At 69.7% G+C, this 17,165-nt stretch carries 16 protein-coding genes; 6 read left to right on the top strand and 10 right to left on the bottom strand.

What is annotated here, in order from left to right; all coding sequences use genetic code 11:
• The first annotated feature begins 66 nt into the window (after nt 1-66).
• From DI526_RS00370 to DI526_RS00360, 3 genes are read left to right on the top strand one after another with little or no spacing between them, the layout of a single operon-like run.
• Nucleotides 67-561 (top strand): hypothetical protein, encoded by a 495-nt coding sequence (locus DI526_RS00370; RefSeq protein WP_304272657.1) that lies wholly within the window; start codon nt 67-69, stop codon nt 559-561.
• 25 nt (nt 562-586) lie between these two features.
• Complete coding sequence (locus tag DI526_RS00365) at nt 587-877, top strand: nucleotidyltransferase family protein (protein ID WP_304272655.1); 291 nt, start codon at nt 587-589, stop codon at nt 875-877.
• Nucleotides 870-1,229: a DUF86 domain-containing protein gene (locus DI526_RS00360; RefSeq protein WP_304272653.1), complete on the top strand. Its 360-nt coding sequence runs from the start codon at nt 870-872 to the stop codon at nt 1,227-1,229. Before DI526_RS00365 ends, DI526_RS00360 begins: the two co-directional genes overlap by 8 nt.
• Here the strand turns inward: DI526_RS00360 and DI526_RS00355 are convergent, their stop codons facing one another.
• Complete coding sequence (locus tag DI526_RS00355; RefSeq protein ID WP_304272651.1) at nt 1,230-2,606, bottom strand: MFS transporter; 1,377 nt, start codon at nt 2,604-2,606, stop codon at nt 1,230-1,232.
• 291 nt (nt 2,607-2,897) lie between these two features.
• Between DI526_RS00355 and DI526_RS00350 the strand changes: the two genes are divergently transcribed.
• Nucleotides 2,898-3,611, top strand: coding sequence for an extensin family protein (locus DI526_RS00350; RefSeq protein ID WP_304272649.1), 714 nt, complete (start codon nt 2,898-2,900; stop codon nt 3,609-3,611).
• 13 nt (nt 3,612-3,624) lie between these two features.
• On the opposite strand, the gene DI526_RS00345 is transcribed toward DI526_RS00350, so the two are convergent.
• Both DI526_RS00345 and DI526_RS00340 read right to left on the bottom strand, forming a co-directional pair.
• The gene (locus DI526_RS00345; protein WP_304272648.1) at nt 3,625-4,005 is read right to left on the bottom strand and encodes a DUF1801 domain-containing protein; all 381 of its coding nucleotides are present in this window, start codon (nt 4,003-4,005) and stop codon (nt 3,625-3,627) included.
• A gap of 6 nt (nt 4,006-4,011) precedes the next feature.
• Nucleotides 4,012-4,497 (bottom strand): SRPBCC family protein, encoded by a 486-nt coding sequence (locus tag DI526_RS00340; RefSeq protein WP_304272646.1) that lies wholly within the window; start codon nt 4,495-4,497, stop codon nt 4,012-4,014.
• 264 nt (nt 4,498-4,761) lie between these two features.
• On the opposite strand from DI526_RS00340, the gene DI526_RS00335 reads away from it, so the two are divergent.
• Together DI526_RS00335 and DI526_RS00330 are read left to right on the top strand one after the other, a co-directional pair.
• Nucleotides 4,762-5,526 carry an SDR family oxidoreductase gene (locus DI526_RS00335; RefSeq protein ID WP_304272644.1) on the top strand — a complete coding sequence of 255 codons (765 nt, stop codon included), beginning with the start codon at nt 4,762-4,764 and terminating at the stop codon, nt 5,524-5,526.
• Nucleotides 5,527-5,605: 79 nt separating this feature from the next.
• Nucleotides 5,606-8,134 carry an ATP-binding protein gene (locus DI526_RS00330; RefSeq protein ID WP_304272643.1) on the top strand — a complete coding sequence of 843 codons (2,529 nt, stop codon included), beginning with the start codon at nt 5,606-5,608 and terminating at the stop codon, nt 8,132-8,134.
• A 3-nt stretch (nt 8,135-8,137) separates the two neighbouring features.
• Here DI526_RS00330 and DI526_RS00325 read toward each other — a convergent pair whose 3' ends face one another.
• The 7 genes from DI526_RS00325 to DI526_RS00295 form a co-directional block, all read right to left on the bottom strand.
• Nucleotides 8,138-8,920, bottom strand: coding sequence for a transglutaminase family protein (locus tag DI526_RS00325; protein ID WP_304272642.1), 783 nt, complete (start codon nt 8,918-8,920; stop codon nt 8,138-8,140).
• Nucleotides 8,921-9,025: 105 nt separating this feature from the next.
• A complete protein-coding gene (locus DI526_RS00320) occupies nt 9,026-10,189 on the bottom strand; it encodes an aminotransferase (RefSeq protein ID WP_304272641.1) in 1,164 nt (387 codons plus the stop codon).
• A gap of 46 nt (nt 10,190-10,235) precedes the next feature.
• On the bottom strand, nt 10,236-10,418 hold the full coding sequence (locus tag DI526_RS00315; RefSeq protein ID WP_304272640.1) for a hypothetical protein: 183 nt from the start codon (nt 10,416-10,418) through the stop codon (nt 10,236-10,238).
• Nucleotides 10,419-10,557: 139 nt separating this feature from the next.
• Complete coding sequence (locus DI526_RS00310) at nt 10,558-12,930, bottom strand: putative bifunctional diguanylate cyclase/phosphodiesterase (protein ID WP_369691862.1); 2,373 nt, start codon at nt 12,928-12,930, stop codon at nt 10,558-10,560.
• 313 nt (nt 12,931-13,243) lie between these two features.
• Nucleotides 13,244-15,079 carry a translational GTPase TypA gene (typA, locus tag DI526_RS00305; protein ID WP_304272638.1) on the bottom strand — a complete coding sequence of 612 codons (1,836 nt, stop codon included), beginning with the start codon at nt 15,077-15,079 and terminating at the stop codon, nt 13,244-13,246.
• Nucleotides 15,080-15,752: 673 nt separating this feature from the next.
• A complete protein-coding gene (locus DI526_RS00300; RefSeq protein ID WP_304272637.1) occupies nt 15,753-16,709 on the bottom strand; it encodes a bifunctional riboflavin kinase/FAD synthetase in 957 nt (318 codons plus the stop codon).
• Nucleotides 16,709-17,155: a MaoC family dehydratase gene (locus DI526_RS00295; RefSeq protein ID WP_304272915.1), complete on the bottom strand. Its 447-nt coding sequence runs from the start codon at nt 17,153-17,155 to the stop codon at nt 16,709-16,711. Before DI526_RS00295 ends, DI526_RS00300 begins: the two co-directional genes overlap by 1 nt.
• Nucleotides 17,156-17,165 lie beyond the last annotated feature (10 nt).

Here is a 17,165-nt window from a genome sequence, read left to right as displayed (position 1 = left end):
CGGAAGGGTTGAGACGGCCTAGCGGGGTCCCCAAGTGAAGCTTCTTTCGGTCGAGAGACGCTCCGAATGCTGACCTTTATCTTGGCCTGCGTGCTGGTCCTGGCGGCGTTTCCGGTCTCGGCCCTCGGGCGCGCGCTTCGGCGCGCCCTGGTGGAGGCCCCCGCGCGGCGGCTCAATGCGATCAAGCCCGGCCACATCGTCATCCTCGTCGGTCTGGCCCTGGTCGGCCTGATCATGTTCGGGCTGTTCGAAGCCGATGGGCTCCGTGTGTTCGGCATGATGGTCCCGGAGATCGCCGTCTGGTTCAGCGCCTTCGAAATGTCGCTGGTGCTGGACGCCCTGGTGATCGGCCTGGCCATCGCCACGACGGCGCGGCTGCGCGTCATGGGGCTGATGATCAGGCGCGCGATCCAGGGCGCGGCCTCCTGGCTGGCGCGGAGGATTGCGCCGCGCGAGCGCCGGTCCAGTCCTCGTCCGCCACGGAAGCAAGAGGAGAGCGGCGATCCGGAGCCATGGGGTTGGGCGCCGGTCTTGGCCTGGAGCGCGGTGGCGCGACGATAAACGTCCTTGGTGCTATGATCACCTCATGACCCTCGAGGAGGCCCTGACGAAACTGCGCGCGGCCAAGCCGCTGCTCGACCGCTACGGCGTCGCGCGGGTGGGCGTGTTTGGCTCGACGGCGCGCGGCGAGGCGGGGCCGGACAGCGACGTGGACGTGCTGGTCGAGTTCGATCCCGCCCGCGTTCCCGGTTGGGAGTACTTCACCCTGGGCGACGAACTGGCGCTGGTCATGGAGCGGCCGGTGGACGTCGTGACGCCAAAGTCCCTGCCGCGCCTGATGAAGGATCGAGTCCTGTCGGAAGTCGTCTATGTCTAAGACATCGCGCGACGCCGCAGCGCGGCTGGGCGATATCGAAAAGGCGATCCAGCGGATCCGTCTCTACCCGGCTGGCCTCGACGCCGATGGTCTGGAGGCGTCGTTCATGGCCTTCGACGCCGTGCTCATGAACATCCAGGTTATTGGAGAGTCGGTTTCCAAGCTCCCGGACAGCCTGAAAGCGGTCGTCGATCCAGCGCCGCCCTGGACTCAGATCGTCGCGGTGCGAAACCTGGTTTCCCATGGCTATCCGGACGTGGACCCTGATGTGATCTGGACGATCGTGACAACGCGGCTCGAAGACCTGGAAGTCGCCGTCGACCAGATGTCGCGCGCCTTGGCGACGCGTTAGTCAGCGCCGCCCCAGCCGCCACGCCGCCAGCACGCCCATCACGGCCAGCGGCAGGAAGGCGGCGAACAGCAGCGGGCCACGCTCGCCCGCCAGCGTCGGGTCGATCCCGTGGCTGAAGCCCAGCAGGTTGGCCATCGCGCCCGCGCCCGCCGCGCCGGTGGCGCCGCCGATCAGATGCGAGGTCGGCACCGCCCCCGAGGCCATGGCCTGCTCGTCGGCGGGCGCGCCGCCGATGGTCCGGCGGGCGATGAAGGCGTGGCACAGGCCAAAGCCCGCGCCCAGCAGGGCGAAGGCGAGGGCGGTCTCGACCAGCGTCCCGCGCGGCGTCGCCCAGGCGCTGGCGAGAGCGCCCAGCAGGATGACGACGACCCCCAGCCGCACGAAGCGGCCGTCCCGCTCGGCCGGGACCTTGCCGACCAGCATGGCGCAGGTCGTCCAGCCGGCCGCGATGGCGCCGACAATATAGCCCGCCAGCAGCGGCGAGGCGTGATGCCGGGCCTGGATGAAGGCCGGGCCATAGACGGTGAAGCCGATCACCGCCGCCTCGGTCGCGAAGATGGTCAAGAGGCCCAGGCCCGTGGCGGTCGACAGGTCGGCGGCGCTGCTGGGCAGCAGGCGGTCGTGGGGCCTGGCGTTGACGGCCAGCATGGCGGCCATGCCGATGACGCCGCCGATCGCCAGGCCCACCGCCAGCTGGGGCGAGGCGACGACGCCGGCCGCGCCGATCAGGCTGACGGCCAGCACCAGCAGGGCCAGCTGCGGGACGGGCACGCGGCCCCGGGCGGCGTCGCCCTTCTCGGCCGGCAGCATGGCCATGACGGCGCCGATGAAGATGATCGCCTGGACGACGAACATCCAGAACGCGCCGCGCCAGAAGCCCGCGGCGGCGAACAGGCCGCCCAGGGTCGGGCCCAGCAGGGTCGCCGCGCCCCAGACCCCCGCCACCGCGCCATAGACGCGCGGCCACAGGCTCTCCGGGAAGAGGGCGGTGATCGCCACGTAGCACAGGGCCACCACGGCCCCGGCGCCCAGGCCCTGGACCAGCCGGCCGAGGATGAAGGTGACGAACTCCGGCGCCAGGGCGCTCATCGCGCAGCCGATCGCGTAGACCAGGCCGCTGAGCGCCGTGGCCCGCCGCAGGCCCATCGCCAGCGACAGCTTGCCCGAGCACGCCCCGGCGACGATCGAACCGGTCAGATAGGCCGCCACCGACCAGCCGAAATAGGCGTAGCCGCCGATGTCGCGCGCGACGCTGGGCATGATCGTCGCCGTCACCAGGGTGTCGGCGGCGTTCAGCCAGATGCCCAGGCAAAGCAGGGCGAAGCGCGGGGCCAGGGCCTTGTCGATCAGGCGCCGGGAAGAGGCGGAGGCGGTCATGGCCGGTCCCATGGCCGCTTTCGCCGCCCGCGCCAAGGGGTGTCGTGGCCTGCGCCGTTACTCAACCGGCCTTCCCGGCGCCACGGGTCGCGTTCGCGCGCCCGAGCGTAAACGCCTGCCGGGATCCAGCTCGAACCCCTGACGTGTCCGCCGCGTGGCCCGCGTCCTGTCGCGTCAGCGCAAAACGCTCCGGATGGATCTGGGCCCCGGCGTTCGCGGGGGAGGCCGGATGTTGGAGGCGAGAATTGGCGTCCCGGCTGAACCGACCGTCCTCCGCTTCGTTGGTCACGCGTGAAACCGGTCTCTCCCGAAGCCCTGGCCTTGGCCGGCCTGTGGACGCTCCTGCTGGAGGCGGTCCTGGCCGGGCTGCTGCTGCTGATCCTGATCGACCGGATCGCGCCGGCCCAGGACCTGCCGTGGAAGCCCTTCTCCCTGAATCAGCCCATCGGCCTGGCGACGGCGGGCAAGCTGTCTCGGATCGCCTCGGACCCCGCGGCGTGCCGGGCGGCGCTGCGGGAGGGCGGACTGAGCGTCGTCGACCAGCCCGAGCGGGACGAGGGCTTCTGCTCGACCCGCGATACGGTCCGCGTGTCCGGCAAGCTCTCGCCGGCCGCCCCGGTCATGACCTGCCCGATGGCCCTGCGCTATGCGCTGTGGGAGCGGCAGGTGGTGGCCCCGGCGGCGCGCGAGCGGCTGGGGCGGCCGGTGGTCCGCGTCGACCACCTCGGGACCTATGCCTGTCGCACGATCTATGGCCGGCCGGGCGAGCGGCCCAGCGAGCACGCCCTCGCCAACGCCCTCGACATCGCCGGATTCCGCCTGGCCGACGGCCGCCGGATCACCGTGGCCCGCGACTTCCGCCGCGACAGCGACGAAGGGCGCTTCATCCGGGCGGTCCGCGACGGCGCCTGCCGGGTGTTCGGCGTGGTGCTGAGCCCGGACTACAACGCCGCCCACGCCGACCACCTGCACCTGAACCCGGCGGGCTACAGCCTCTGCCGGTGAGCCAGGGCTGAGCTCAGCCCGCCAGAACGCGAGCGACCCAGCGGGCGCAGAGGTCGCCCACGGCCGTCTCCGCCGCCTCGACCGCGGCGAGGTCGTTGAACACCATGACGCCGCGGTCGACCGCCGGCCAGCGCGCCAGGCCGGCGGGATCGTCGAAGGCGAAGCCGGCCGGATTCTTCGGCCTCGCGCCCCGGTGCAGGACGAGGCGAACCCCGCCGCGCCGCTCCAGGCCGAGCGTGATCAGGTCGTCCTCGCCGAGGGCGAAGCTGGGTGCGTTCCACTTGATCCGCTCGACGAGGTCCGGATGGGCGGCGGCGGCGATCGACCTGAGCCGGTCGACCGTCTCCAGGGTCTCGGCGTCCAGGCCCGAGCGGAAGTCCTCGATAGAGCGCATGGCGTCTCAGAGCGTCTTGGCCAGGGCCTCAAGCTGGTCCGTCGCTATGCCCCAGCCTTCGTGGAAGCCCATCTTCTCGTGGGTGTCGCGGTCCTCGACGGTCCAGTGGCGGGCCGTGGCGCGGTAGCGGGTCTTGCCGCCGGGGAGGTCCTCGAAAGTGACGATCCCGACCATGAACGGCTTGGCCGAGGGCTTCCAGGTCTCGGTGAAGGCGTCGGTGAAGACCAGCTTCGCGTTCGGGACCACCTCCAGATAGACGCCGGGCTGCGGCACGCGCTCGCCGTTCGGGCCGTTCATCACGAGGTAGCTGTTGCCGCCGGTCCGGACGTCCTGGCGCACGTCGGAGACGTACCAGGGCTTGGGGCAGAACCATTGGGGCAGCAGCTCGGGCGAGGTCCAGCATTGGTAGAGCGTCTCGCGCGGGACATCGATCACCCGTTCGATGAACAGGTCGCGGTCTTCGGAAGCGGCGGGGGCGGTGTCGAGCGGCATGGGCGTCTCCTGGCGGGTGCGATCTTGCCTCAAGGACGCGGCGATGGCGCGAGGGCCGACAAAGGTGGATGAGAAAAATCCTCCCCCAGCGGAGAGGTGGCCGAGGGCCGGAGGGGGAAGTGCTTGAGCGCCTGCCTCTTCCCCCTCCGTCGTCGCTTCGCGCCGACACCTCCCCCGCCAGGGGGAGGATTTGAGCGCGCTTGACCCAATCGCCTACCCGCCGCACTGTGCCCGAAATTCAAACAAGCGTTTAGGGAGTGCGCCGTGAACCTCTTCGACCTTTCCGGCAAGGTGGCGATCATCACCGGGTCCTCGCGGGGCATCGGCAAGGCGATCGCCGAGCGGATGGCCGAGCACGGCGCCAAGGTGGTGATCTCCTCGCGCAAGGCCGGACCCTGCGAGGAGGTCGCGGCGGCGCTCAACGCCAGGCACGGCGCGGGAACGGCCATCGCCGTCCCGGCCAATATCGCTTCGAAGGAGGAGCTGCAAAACCTGGTCGACGAGACCCGCAAGGCGTTCGGCCAGGTCGACATCTGCGTCTGCAACGCCGCCAGCAATCCCTATTACGGCCCGATGGCGGGGATCGCCGACGACCAGTTCCGCAAGATCCTGGACAACAACATCATCAGCAATCACTGGCTGATCGGCATGGTCGCGCCGGAGATGCGGGCTCGCAAGGACGGGGCGATCATCATCGTGTCCTCGATCGGCGGCCTGCGCGGCAACGCCATCATCGGCGCCTACAACATCTCCAAGGCCGCCGACTTCCAATTGGCCCGCAACCTGGCCCACGAGTTCGGCCCCGACAACGTGCGGGTCAACTGCATCGCGCCGGGCCTGATCAAGACCGACTTCGCCCGCGCGCTCTGGGAAAATCCGGAGACGTTGGAGCGCTCGACCCGCACCGTGCCGCTGCGGCGAATCGGCGAGCCGGACGAGCTGGCGGGGGCGGCGGTCTATCTGGCCTCGCGGGCCGGAAGCTTCATGACAGGACAAGCCATGGTTGTGGATGGCGGAGCGACGATCTGACGCCGCAACCGGGCCGGTAAGCTTAACGCCTCATACATCGTTTGCCGCAAAGGGTTCCTGCCAGGTCCGGGGATCCGTGTTGCGTCGTTTTTTGATCTCAGTCGTACTGGTGGGGACCCTGGCGGCCGGCGCGGCGCTGGCCCAGTCCGGCGCGCCCCTGGGCCAGCGTCTGGACCAGCTGAGCCGCAAGATCGGCGTCGACGGCGTGCGACCCTCGAAGGACAACCAGGACGTCGAGCGCGCCGGTTACGTGGCCCTGGCCGAGACCGGGCGAAAGCGGCTCTACGACACCTGGCGGGTGCTGTACGCCTACAAGAGCAACCAGATCCGCCGGCGGCTCGAGCCCTGGGCCGAGCGCGCCCGCGCCGTGGCGCGGCGCGACAACGACCCGGCCCTGGCCGCCCTGGTCGACCTGGAAGTCAAGGCGCTGCGCCACGAGACAGAGGGCTACCGCGTCTTCACCGACGCCGACTGGGACCGTTTCCTGAAGCATTCGGGCCCGGACATCCGGCTGATGGCGGGCATCGAGCGCGTCCGCCACCTGGGCCAGGTCGGCCGCTGGCGCGAGGCCGCCCGCCTGGCGACCGAGCTGACCAACGAGGCCGAGAGCAGCGACGAGATCGCCCAGCCGGTGGTCGCCGAGCTCCACCAGATCCACAGCTACACGCTGTCGGACATGGGCGACAAGGAAGGCGCCCTGGAGCACATGACCCGGGCGGCCGAGCTGGACGAGAGCGACGCCTTCTTCATCCGCAAGACCGAGCGGGTCTACGACATCGCCTACACCGCCGCCGACCTGGGGGCGCTGGACCAGGCGCGGCGCTTCGCGGCCCTGCACCATCGCTGGGTCGCCAGTTCGGGCGACGCGGACCTGACCACCTGGGACCGCTATCTCTGCGCCAAGATCGCCGCCCTGTCCGACCAGCCGCAGCAGGTGCTCGGCTGCCTGGCCGACGCCAAGCCGCTGATCGACCGACCCGAGCGGCGGCTGCAGATCGTCATGCTGCGGCTGCGGGCGACGGCCCTGGCGCAGCTGGGCCGCGCCGCGGCGGCCCGCGCCGACCTCCAGCGGATGCAGGCCGTTCCCGACACCCTGGGACCGCGCGACCTGGCGGCGGAGGCCCTGGTCAAGGCCTATATCGACCAGGCCGAGGGCCGCCCGGCCCAGGCCTTCCGCGAGCTGGACGCCTGGCGCCGGGCCGACTCGCTGCGCGTCGCCCGCGACAACGCCCGCAACGTGGCCGAGATGTCCGCCGCCCTCGACGGCGAGCTGCGCGCCAAGCGCGACGAGAGCCGCCGCCTGGCCGAGCAGGTCAGCCTGTCGCGCAGCCTGGTCCGCGCCTCGGTGATCATCGCCCTGCTGCTGGCGGTGCTGGTCGCCGGCGGCGTCGGCTGGGCGCTGCACCAGCGCCGCGCCTCCAAGCGGCTGAAGGGCGCCCAGGAGCGCGCCGAGGCGGCCAACCAGGCCAAGTCCGCCTTCCTGGCGGTGATGAGCCACGAACTGCGCACGCCGCTGAACGGCATGCTGGGCCTGGCCCAGGCGCTGCGCAGCGAGGTGCTGACGCCCCGCCAGCGCGAGCAGGTCGACCTGATCCTCGACAGCGGCGACACCCTGCTGGTGCTGCTGAACGACATTCTGGACCTGTCCAAGATCGAGGCCGGCAAGCTGGAGATCGCCCCGACCACCGGCGACCTGGTCGGCAGCTGCGCGCGGCTGGTCGGCGGCTATCAGCCCACGGCTCGCGAGAAGGGCGTCACCCTGTCGTTCCGGCTGGAGAGCGCCGCGCCCGGGCCGCTGATGTTCGACGGGGTGCGGGTGCGCCAGTGCCTGACCAACCTGGTGTCCAACGCCCTGAAGTTCACCACCGAGGGCAGGGTCGAGGTCGGCCTGGCCTGTTATCCGACCGACGACGGCCGGGTGCGGGTGCGGCTGCGCGTCTCCGACACCGGCATCGGCATGAGCCAGGAGACGATCGCCAAGCTGTTCCGGCCGTTCACCCAGGCCGACGCCTCGACGACGCGCAATTTCGGCGGCACGGGCCTTGGCCTGAACATCACCCGCCGGCTGGTCGAGATGATGCGCGGCGAGATCCAGGTCGAGAGCGAGGAGGGCCGCGGCTCGGTCTTCACGATCGAGATGGTGGTCGATCCGGCCGAGGCCGTCGAAGCGCCCGATCACGACGCCGCCGACGAGGCCCCCGAGGGCTTCGCCGCCCTGCATGGCCGCCGGGTGCTGGTGGTCGACGACCATCCAGTCAACCGCCGGGTCATCCGCCTGTTCCTCGAGCCGTTCGACTGCGAGCTGTTCGAGGCCGAAAACGGCCAGGTGGCGCTGGACGTGCTGGCCGAGCGGCCGATCGACCTCGTCCTGATGGACGTCAACATGCCGGTTCTGGACGGGCTGGAGGCCACCCGCCGCCTGCGCCAGGATCCGCGCTTCCGCCGGCTGCCGATCATCGCCCTGACCGCCGACGTGATGTCGGCCCAGATCAAGACGTGCCTGGACGCCGGCTGCGACGCCCACGTGGCCAAGCCGATCGATCTGCGCAACCTGCTGTCGGTCATGGACCGCTGCCTGACCCGCACGCGCGAGGCGCTGGCCGGATAGGGCTTAGCTGTCCACCCGGTCGATCCTGAAGTGCTGCTCGACCAGCGTCGCGCCGCCGAAGATGGTCATGAAGGCGATGTCGGCGGCGTCGCGGCCGGTGGCCACGCGGACCAGGCCCTCGATCGGGGCCAGGCCCGTGGCGTCGACCAGCCGCCAGCGACCGCCGACGAAGACCTCGGCCACCGCGTGCAGGTCTGGCGGCTCCAGCTTCCAGGCATAGGCGCTGACCGCCCGGGCGGGGACATTGGCCGCCCGGCACAGGGCGATGACCAGATGGCTGAAGTCGCGGCAGACGCCCGCCCGGTCGATGAAGGTGTCGATGGCCGTGGTTCCCGAGTGGCTGACGCCGGCCTCGTAGTCCACGTGGTCGGCGATCCAGCCCAGGATGGCCTCGACCTTGGCGCCGCCCCGCAGCGTCCCGAACTCGCGCTCGACGAACCTCAGGAACCGGTCGGAAGGGCTGTAGCGGCTGGCCCGCAGATAGGGCAGCACCTCGCTCGGCAGGTCGCGGATCGCCATTTCGGCGGCGTCGGTCAGGGGCTGGCTGTCGGGCGCGACCTCGATCCTGGCCCGATAGAGGGCGTTCACCCGGCCCGAGGCCGAAAAGACGGTGCGCCGCTCGCCCGTGACCGGGTCGTCGACCCGCACGGCCTCGACCGGCGGCCAGAAGGTCAGGGCGTCCGAGATCACGGTCTGCCCGGCGCCGTGCGCGGCCTCGACCAGCAGCAGCACCTCGCAGGGCGCGGGAAAGTCATAGGTCAGCGAAGCTTCGACCTCGAAGAGCATGGCGTATCCGGCGGATGGGAGCGCTCACGGCGGCGCCCGTCATCAATTCGCCAGGCCGTGCAAGGTTCAACGACCAAGAGAGACGGCCTCCGACCTGCTCGGACCCTAGCCGGCCATCGCCGACCGCGCCGCGGCCAGGCGCTCCACCGCCGCGTCCAGGGTCTCGTCGGACTTGGCGAAGCACAGGCGGACCACGCTCGTCACGGCATCCTGCGCGAAGAAGGCCGACACCGGGATCGCCGCGACGCCGAAGTCGGTGACGCAGCGCTCGCAGAAGGCGACGTCGTCCAGGGCGATCCCCGAGGCGGCCAGGTCGACGTTCAGGAAATAGGTCCCCTGGCTGTCCAGCACGGCGTAGCCGGCGGCGCGCAGGCCGGCGGTCAGGCGGTCGCGGGAACGCTGCAGGGCGGCCGGCATGTCGTCGAACCAGGCGCGGTGGTGCGTAAGGCCCCAGGCCACGCCCGCCTGCAGGTTCGGCGGGGTCGTGAAGGTCAGGAACTGGTGGGCGGCGGCGAGAGCCCGGGTCAGGGGCGGGGCCGCGCAAAGAAAGCCGACCTTCCAGCCGGTCATGCCGAACAGCTTGCCGGCCGAGCCGATCTTGACCGTCCGCTCGCGCATCCCCGGGAAGGTCATCAGCGGCCGGTGGCGGCTGCCGTCGAACACCACGGCCTCCCAGACCTCGTCGCAGACGGCGACCACGTCGTGGCGGACGCAGAATTCCGCCAGCAAGGCCAGATCCTCGTCGGGGGTGACGACGCCGGCCGGGTTCAGCGGGCTGTTCAGCACCACCATCCGCGTGCGGTCGGAGAAGGCCGCCTCCAGCATCGCGCGGTCGAAGCGCCATTGCGGCGGCTTCAGCGAGACCAGCTTCGGAACCCCGCCCGCCCGGCGCACCAGCGGCAGGTAGGCGTCGTACAGCGGCTGGAACAGCACGACCTCGTCGCCGGGCGAGATCAGCGACAGGAACGCCGCCGCCAGGGCCTCGGTCGCGCCGGAGGTGACGGTGATCTCAGCGTCGGGATCGAGCTCAAGGCCTTGGGCGCGGGCGTAGTGGCCGGCGACGGCGGCGCGCAGCTCGGGCAGGCCGCGCATCGGCGGATACTGGTTCAGCCCCTCGATCAGCGCCCGCGCCGCGGCCTCGCGGACGGGCAGGGGCCCCTGGTCGTCGGGAAAGCCCTGGCCGAGGTTGATGGCGCCATGCTGGCGGGCCAAGCCGCTCATGCGCTCGAAGATCGTGGTCGGCAGGTTGTCGAAGACGGGATGGACCATGGGCGGACTTATGGAGCGAAATCATCCGTCGCCCAAAGTCCAAACGTCACGCCCCGCCGCTGATCGCGACCTGAGCCTCGTCCGCCGCCTCGCGCGCCAGACGCTCCTTCTCTTCCTTCTCCTTCTTGGCCTGGTCGTGGTGCCACTTGATCGAGAAGAACATGCCCACGCCCAGGACGATGATCTTGAACGGGAAGAAGATGAAGGGAAACCAGTCTGCCCAGCTCACGGCGGTACTCCGGGGATGGCCTGGAAAACCAAGGCTCATCGCTCTTGAAACGCGGGGGCTTCTAGCAAGTCCGGACGCGGGCGTGTCTTGGACATGTTGTCCAAGCGGGATCTTCGGCGCGCGCGGCTGTGGGGGGCGCTCACCCCACCGCCGCTTCGTCGTCCCAGTCGTCGTCCAGGTCCTCGCCGCGCAGGCGGCGGGCGGTGTTGGCCAGCAGGAAGCTGGGGATGTCGCCGACCGGCATGGGGCGGCCGTACAGGAAGCCCTGGAACTGGTCGCAGCGCATCTCCGATAGCAGCCGGGCCTGGTCCGCGGTCTCGACCCCCTCGGCGGTGACCTCCAGGTTCAGGGTGCGGCCCAGCAGGGCGATGGTGCGCAGGATGTCGGCGATCGCGGCGTTGTCCTGCATCTCGGCGACGAACGAGCGGTCGATCTTGATCTTGTCGAACGGGAACCGCCACAGGTACGACAGGCTGGAATAGCCGGTGCCGAAGTCGTCCATGGCGATCTTGACGCCCAGCTTCTTCAGCTGCGCCAGCTGGTCCAGGGTGGTGGCGCTGTCCTGCAGCAGCAGGCCCTCGGTGATCTCCAGCTCCAGGCGCGAGGGCGCCAGGCGCGAGGCCTTCAGCGCCTTGCGGACCTGGGCGACCAGGTTGCCCGACGCGAACTGGTGCGGCGAGAGGTTCACCGCGACCGTCAGCGGCGAGGGCCAGGCGACGGCGGTGCGGCAGGCCTCGTTCAGCACCCATTCGCCGATCTTGTTAATCAGGCCCCACTGCTCGGCGCACTCGATGAACTCGGTGGGCGCCACCAGGCCCCGGCGCGGGTGCTGCCAGCGCAGCAGCGCCTCGAAGCCGATGATCCTGTCGCCGTCGCGGCCGATCAGCGGCTGGAAGAACAGCTTCAGCTCGTCCTTCTCCAGGGCGTGGCGCAGGTCCATCTCCAGCTCGCGGCGCTGCTGGATCCACAGGTCCATGGCGGTCTCGAAGAAGCGGTAGGCGCCGCGGCCGTCGCCCTTGGCCTGGTAGAGGGCCAGGTCGGCGTTCTTCAGCAGGTTGTCGGGATCGTCGGCGTGCAGCGGCGCCTCGGCGATGCCGATGCTGGCGCCGATCAGGGCGTGGTGGCCGCGCACCTCGTACGGGCGCGACAGGGTGTCGACGATGTCGCGGGCCAGGCGCGACAGGCCCGCCGCGCCGGGCGAGGGGGCCACCAGTACGGCGAACTCGTCGCCGCCCAGGCGGGCGACCAGGCCGCGATCGCCGACCTGCCTGGCGACGCTGTCGCGCAGGCGGGCGGCGGCCTGGACCAGCAGGTCGTCGCCGAACGCGTGGCCCAGGCTGTCATTGACGCCCTTGAACTGGTCGAGGTCCAGGCACAGCACGGCGCAGCCGGCGGCGCGCGGCTTGCGGTCGGCGCGGCCGTGCTCGCTCCAGGCGCGGCTCAGGGCCTGCAGGAAGGTCAGGCGGTTGGGCAGCTGGGTCAGGACGTCGTAATGGGCCAGGCGCGAGATGCGGGCCTGGTCCTCGCGCGCCCGGGTGATGTCGGCGCCGAAGCCCCGGAAGCCGGTGAAGCGGCCGTCCAGGTCGTGGACGGGCTTGGCCGACAGCGACCACCAGCGGGTCTCCTCGCCGGCCTCGATCGAGACGACGACGTCGCGGAAGGTCCTCTGCTCGGCGAACAGGGCCGAGAGGGCGGCGACCGCGCCGTCGGGACCCTCGGCCGCGCCGCACAGGTCCGACATGGTCCGGCCCAGCAGGTCGACCTTCTCGGCCCCGGCGGCGGCGACCATGCGGTCGGAGACATAGGTCAGGCGCCCGGCGGCGTCGACTTCCCACAGCCAGTCGCTGGCGCCGTCCTCGAAGTCGCTGAGCAGCAGGCCCACGACCTGGCGCTGGCTCTCCAGCTCGGCCGCGGCGACCAGGCGGTCGACGAAGATCCGGGCGTGCGACAGGCACGAGGCCACGACCACGGCCAGGGCGAAGATCAGCAGGCCGCCCAGGGCGTAGAGCACGGGTTCGTGGCTGGTCGACAGCGCCCACAGCGCGCCCAGCGCCATCGGCGTCGAATAGGCGATGGCGGCGGCCGGCAGGGTCAGCAGGGCGAAGCCGCCGCAGCCGATCATGCCGGCGATCACCGAGGCCACCAGCATCGGCATGGCGCCGTGCAGGTCGCCCTCGGCGGGCATGGTCAGGATCGGCAGGACCGCCCACAGGCTTCCCAGCAGGCCGGCCTGCCAGATGATCCGGCGCACCCCGCGCGCGGAGACGATCTGGTTGGGGCTGCGCCGCCGCCGCGAGGCGACCCAGCCGCGCAGGCCCAGAAGGGCGTAGGCGACCACCGCGCAGGCCCAGACCGCCAGGCCGACGGCGTGCGGGCTGGCGCGACCGGCCAGGGCCACCAGGATGGCGATCAGGATATTGGCGCCCATCATGAAGGGCGTAAGGCGCAGGATGCTCTGCACCTGCTCCATGCGAACGCGCCCCGCCATCGCCTCGGGCAAGGCGAGCGACATTCGTGACAAAAGCGCGGCCGATTCTCGGCCGACGAAGCTGATCGTGGAACGCAAGTGCCCTGATCCCCCAGGGAGCAGTCCGCTCCCCAAGCCCAAGATATCCGTCGTTTACGTAAACCAGCGGTTAAGTGTGATCGCGCGCTTCGTTGATCCGCCGCAAGACGGAGTAATTCGGCGTCGATTTCTGTCCAGAATCCGGGGCGTTTTCTACGGAGTCTCAGAAGACGCGCTGGTCCTTGCGCCCTCCTGGCCGCAAAAAAAAAGCCGCCGTCCCGAAGGGCGGCGGCTTCTTCGCGTCGGAAAGGGCCGACGACTAGTCTTCCTTCGTGCGCTTCTTGCGGAACGAGGGGTTCAGCTGCTGCTTGCGCAGGCGGATGTTCTTCGGGGTCACCTCGACCAGCTCGTCGTCCTCGATGTAGGCGATCGCCTGCTCGAGGGTCATGCGGCGCGGCGGGGTCAGGCGGATCGACTCGTCCTTGCCCGAGGCGCGGACGTTGGTCAGCTGCTTGGCCTTCATCGGGTTGACGTCCAGGTCGTCCGAGCGGCTGTTCTCGCCGATGATCATGCCCTGGTAGGTCTTTTCGCCGGCGCCGACGAACATCACGCCGCGCTCTTCCAGGTTCCACAGGGCGTAGGCCGCCGTTTCACCGTCCGAGTTGCTGACGAGCACGCCCTTGCGCTGCTGGTCGATCGGGCCCTTGTGCGGCTCGTAGTGGCTGAACACGCGGTTCAGCACGCCCGAGCCACGGGTGTCGGTCAGGAACTCGCCCTGGTAGCCGATCAGCGAGCGCGACGGCGACAGCAGGGTGATGCGGGTCTTGCCCGCGCCCGACGGACCCATGTCCTTCAGTTCGGCCTTACGGGCCGACAGCTTTTCGATGACGATGCCGGTGAACTCGTCGTCCACGTCGATCATCACGTCTTCCATCGGCTCCAGGCGCTGTCCAGTTTCCGGATCCTGCTGGAACACCACGCGCGGACGCGAGATCGAGACCTCGAAGCCTTCGCGGCGCATGTTCTCGATCAGCACGCCCAGCTGCAGTTCGCCGCGGCCGGCGACTTCGTAGGCGTCCTTTTCCGAGGTCTCGGTGACGCGGATGGCCACGTTGCTCTCGGCTTCCTTCAGCAGGCGGTCGCGGATGACGCGCGACTGGACCTTGTCGCCTTCGCGGCCGGCCAGCGGGCTGTCGTTGACCGAGACGGTCATCGAGATGGTCGGCGGGTCGATCGGCTGGGCGGGCAGGGCCTCGGTCACTTCCATGGCGCAGAGCGTGTCGGCCACGGTGGCCTTGCTCATGCCGGCGATGGCGACGATGTCGCCGGCCTCGGCGCCTTCGTCGACGGGCTGGCGCTTGAGGCCGCGGAAGGCCAGCACCTTGGTGATGCGGCCGCGCTCGATCTCGTTTCCGTTACGGTCCAGGGCGTGGATGGCCATGCCGGGGACGGCCTTGCCGCTGGCGATGCGGCCGGTCAGCAGGCGGCCCAGGAACGGGTCGCTTTCGATCAGCACGTTCAGCATCTGGAACGGCTTGTCCTTGTTCTCGGCGACCTTGGGCGGCGGAACGTGGCGGACGATCAGGTCGAACAGCGGGGCCAGCGTGTCGCTGGGCTGGTTCAGGTCCAGCGTGGCCCAGCCGGCGCGGCCCGAGGCGTAGATGTGCGGGAAGTCCAGCTGCTCGTCCGTGGCGCCGATCGCGGCGAACAGGTCGAAGGCTTCGTTGTGGACGCGGTCCGGATCGGCGTGGGCGCGGTCGACCTTGTTGATGCAGAGGATCGGGCGCAGGCCCATCTTCAGCGCCTTGGTCAGCACGAACTTGGTCTGCGGCATGACGCCTTCCTCGGCGTCGACCAGCAGGACGCAGCCGTCCACCATGCCCAGGATCCGCTCCACCTCGCCGCCGAAGTCGGCGTGGCCGGGGGTGTCGATGATGTTGATGCGGGTTTCGCCCGCCTCGCCGTTCCACAGAACGCTGGTGCACTTGGCCAGGATGGTGATGCCGCGCTCACGTTCCTGGTCGTTGGAGTCCATCGCCCGTTCGGTCGTGGCTTCATTGGCGCGGAACACGCCGGACTGGGCCAGCAGCTGGTCGACGAGGGTGGTCTTGCCATGATCGACGTGCGCGATGATGGCGATATTTCGCATGTTCATGGGAACGGACGGACTTTCGGGAGATCGGGGCGGGAAGAATAGTGATGACGAGTCAGGCGTCAGGCGCGCGGCTTTTACGCGACTGCGCTCGATTTATCCACCCCCACCCTTCGGGAAGCATTGTCGCGGGTAACCGGTGTCATCGCCAAACCCTTACCCCGCTTGGCTTTGCGTGATGTTCTCGACAGAGACGGTTTCAGACGCAACAAATTGTGCAGCGCAACATGCCTAAAAATGAGGCGGGAATTTTGCGCGACCTAAGGGAACCCTTGTTATCTAAAGGGTTGCGTCAATTCCCTGCTGGAAAATCGACATTGCGGTTCATTTTTCTGCTTGCCTAATTTTGCGCCGCACCCTATAAACAATCCCGTGAGGCGGCGCTGCCGCTTCTGCCCTTCCTGGGCGTTTCCTCCCTAATGAACTAGCCCGGCGGTTTCGCCGGGCTTTTTTTTGGCCCGCGCGGCCGCGGTCGTCCTTGATCCAGGGCAACGCACCGGGGGCGGAGGGGTTCGGGGGAAGGTGGAAAGCCTGGATCGCGGCCCGCGGCCTGACGGCTAGAAGCCGCCAGGCGACCGGCGGCCGCCCTGTGGCCTCCATCGCCAGAGCGCTCAGGGGCCCGCCGCCGCCGTCACGCGCGGCTTAGCAGTCGTTCTCTCAGGAAGGTCTAAAGGCCCTAGAACGCCGGGGCGACGATCGCCCGCGCGTCCTGCTCGTCGCGGTGGATCTGTTCGATCATCAGCTCGAGACTGTCGAACTTCAGCTCCGGGCGCAGGAAGGCCACGAGGTCAGTCTCGATGATCTGGCCGTAAAGGTCCTCGTCGAAGTCGAACAGCCAGGTCTCCAGCCGCGTCTCGACCACGCCGGTGGTCGGATTGTTGCCGAGGTTGGCGACGCCCGGCACCTCGCGGCCGTCCGGCAGGCGGGTGCGAGTGGCGTAGACGCCGAGCTTGGGGACCACATAGTCCTCGACCTCGACATTGGCGGTGGGGAAGCCCAGCTGGCGGCCCAGCTGCTGGCCGCGCCGGACAACGCCCTCGATCGCGAACGGCCGGCCCAGGATGGCGGCCGCCTGCTCCGGGCGCCCGGCGCGCAGGGCTTCGCGGACGGCGGTCGAGGAGAACTTTTCGTCGCCGTCGCCCGCCTTGGACGCATCGCCCACCGGCTCGGCCACCGAGACCGTAAACCCGTATTCCTCGCCATAGGCCTTCATCAGCGCGGCGCTGCCCGAACGGCCGCGGCCGAACGAGATGTCGAAGCCGACGGCCACGTGTTTCACGCCCAGGCCCTCGACCAGCACCTTCTCGACGAACTCGCGGTCTCCGTAGCTGGCCATCTCGAAGTCGAACGGCAGCAGGTAGAAGACGTCGACGCCCAGGCCGGCCAGGGCGCGGGCCTGCTGGCCGTGGGTCATCAGCTTGAAGGCCGGCTCGGTCGGGCGGAATAGCCGGCGCGGATGCGGGTCGAAGCTGACCACGCCGAGCGGGGCCTTGTCGGCCAGGGCGGCTTTCGCGGCCTGGGCGATCACCTGCTGGTGGCCCCGATGGACGCCGTCGAAATTGCCCAGAGCCACCGACGCGCCGCGCGCCTCCGGCGGCAGGTTCTTCCAGGCTTGGATCGTCTTCAGGGGCATCAGGCGACCTTGCGGGGGACCATGACCACGGCCTCGCCGTCGACCACCGGCTTGCCGTTCACCAGGCAGACGGTGGCGAAGGTGACGCGGGCCTTGGCCTCGTCGATCTCGGTGATGGTGGCGCGGGCGGTGACCTCGTCGCCGATCTTGACCGGCCGCTTGAAGCGCAGCGCCTGGGACAAGTAGATCGCGCCGGGGCCGGGCAGGGTCGTGCCCAGCACCGCCGAGATATAGCCGGCCGACAGCATGCCGTGGGCGATGCGCTCGCCGAAGCTGGTCTTGGCCGCGTAGTCGGCGTCCAGGTGGACGGGATTGTTGTCGCCGGTGACCTCGGCGAAGGCTTCGATGTCGGCCGCGCCCACGGTGCGGACCAGCTCGGCCGACTGGCCGACGCTCAGCTCTTCCAGAAACTTACCCTGCACGACGCTTTCCCCTCGGGTTCTTATTGTGCGTTGC

This window comes from Caulobacter segnis (assembly GCF_003243465.1).
In the GTDB taxonomy this organism is placed as follows: Bacteria; Pseudomonadota; Alphaproteobacteria; order Caulobacterales; family Caulobacteraceae; genus Caulobacter; species Caulobacter segnis_A.
This window is presented reverse-complemented; position numbering and strand designations above follow the sequence as displayed.

Bases quoted from the DNA above. Each gene is read 5' to 3' on its own strand.
- DI526_RS00370 (WP_304272657.1), top strand. From the start codon at position 67: ATGCTGACCTTTATCTTGGCCTGCGTGCTGGTCCTGGCGGCGTTTCCG.
- DI526_RS00365 (WP_304272655.1), top strand. From the start codon at position 587: ATGACCCTCGAGGAGGCCCTGACGAAACTGCGCGCGGCCAAGCCGCTG.
- DI526_RS00360 (WP_304272653.1), top strand. From the start codon at position 870: ATGTCTAAGACATCGCGCGACGCCGCAGCGCGGCTGGGCGATATCGAA.
- DI526_RS00355 (WP_304272651.1), bottom strand. From the start codon at position 2,606: ATGACCGCCTCCGCCTCTTCCCGGCGCCTGATCGACAAGGCCCTGGCC.
- DI526_RS00345 (WP_304272648.1), bottom strand. From the start codon at position 4,005: ATGCGCTCTATCGAGGACTTCCGCTCGGGCCTGGACGCCGAGACCCTG.
- DI526_RS00340 (WP_304272646.1), bottom strand. From the start codon at position 4,497: ATGCCGCTCGACACCGCCCCCGCCGCTTCCGAAGACCGCGACCTGTTC.
- DI526_RS00325 (WP_304272642.1), bottom strand. From the start codon at position 8,920: ATGCTCTTCGAGGTCGAAGCTTCGCTGACCTATGACTTTCCCGCGCCC.
- DI526_RS00320 (WP_304272641.1), bottom strand. From the start codon at position 10,189: ATGGTCCATCCCGTCTTCGACAACCTGCCGACCACGATCTTCGAGCGC.
- DI526_RS00310 (WP_369691862.1), bottom strand. From the start codon at position 12,930: ATGTCGCTCGCCTTGCCCGAGGCGATGGCGGGGCGCGTTCGCATGGAG.
- typA (WP_304272638.1), bottom strand. From the start codon at position 15,079: ATGAACATGCGAAATATCGCCATCATCGCGCACGTCGATCATGGCAAG.
- DI526_RS00300 (WP_304272637.1), bottom strand. From the start codon at position 16,709: ATGCCCCTGAAGACGATCCAAGCCTGGAAGAACCTGCCGCCGGAGGCG.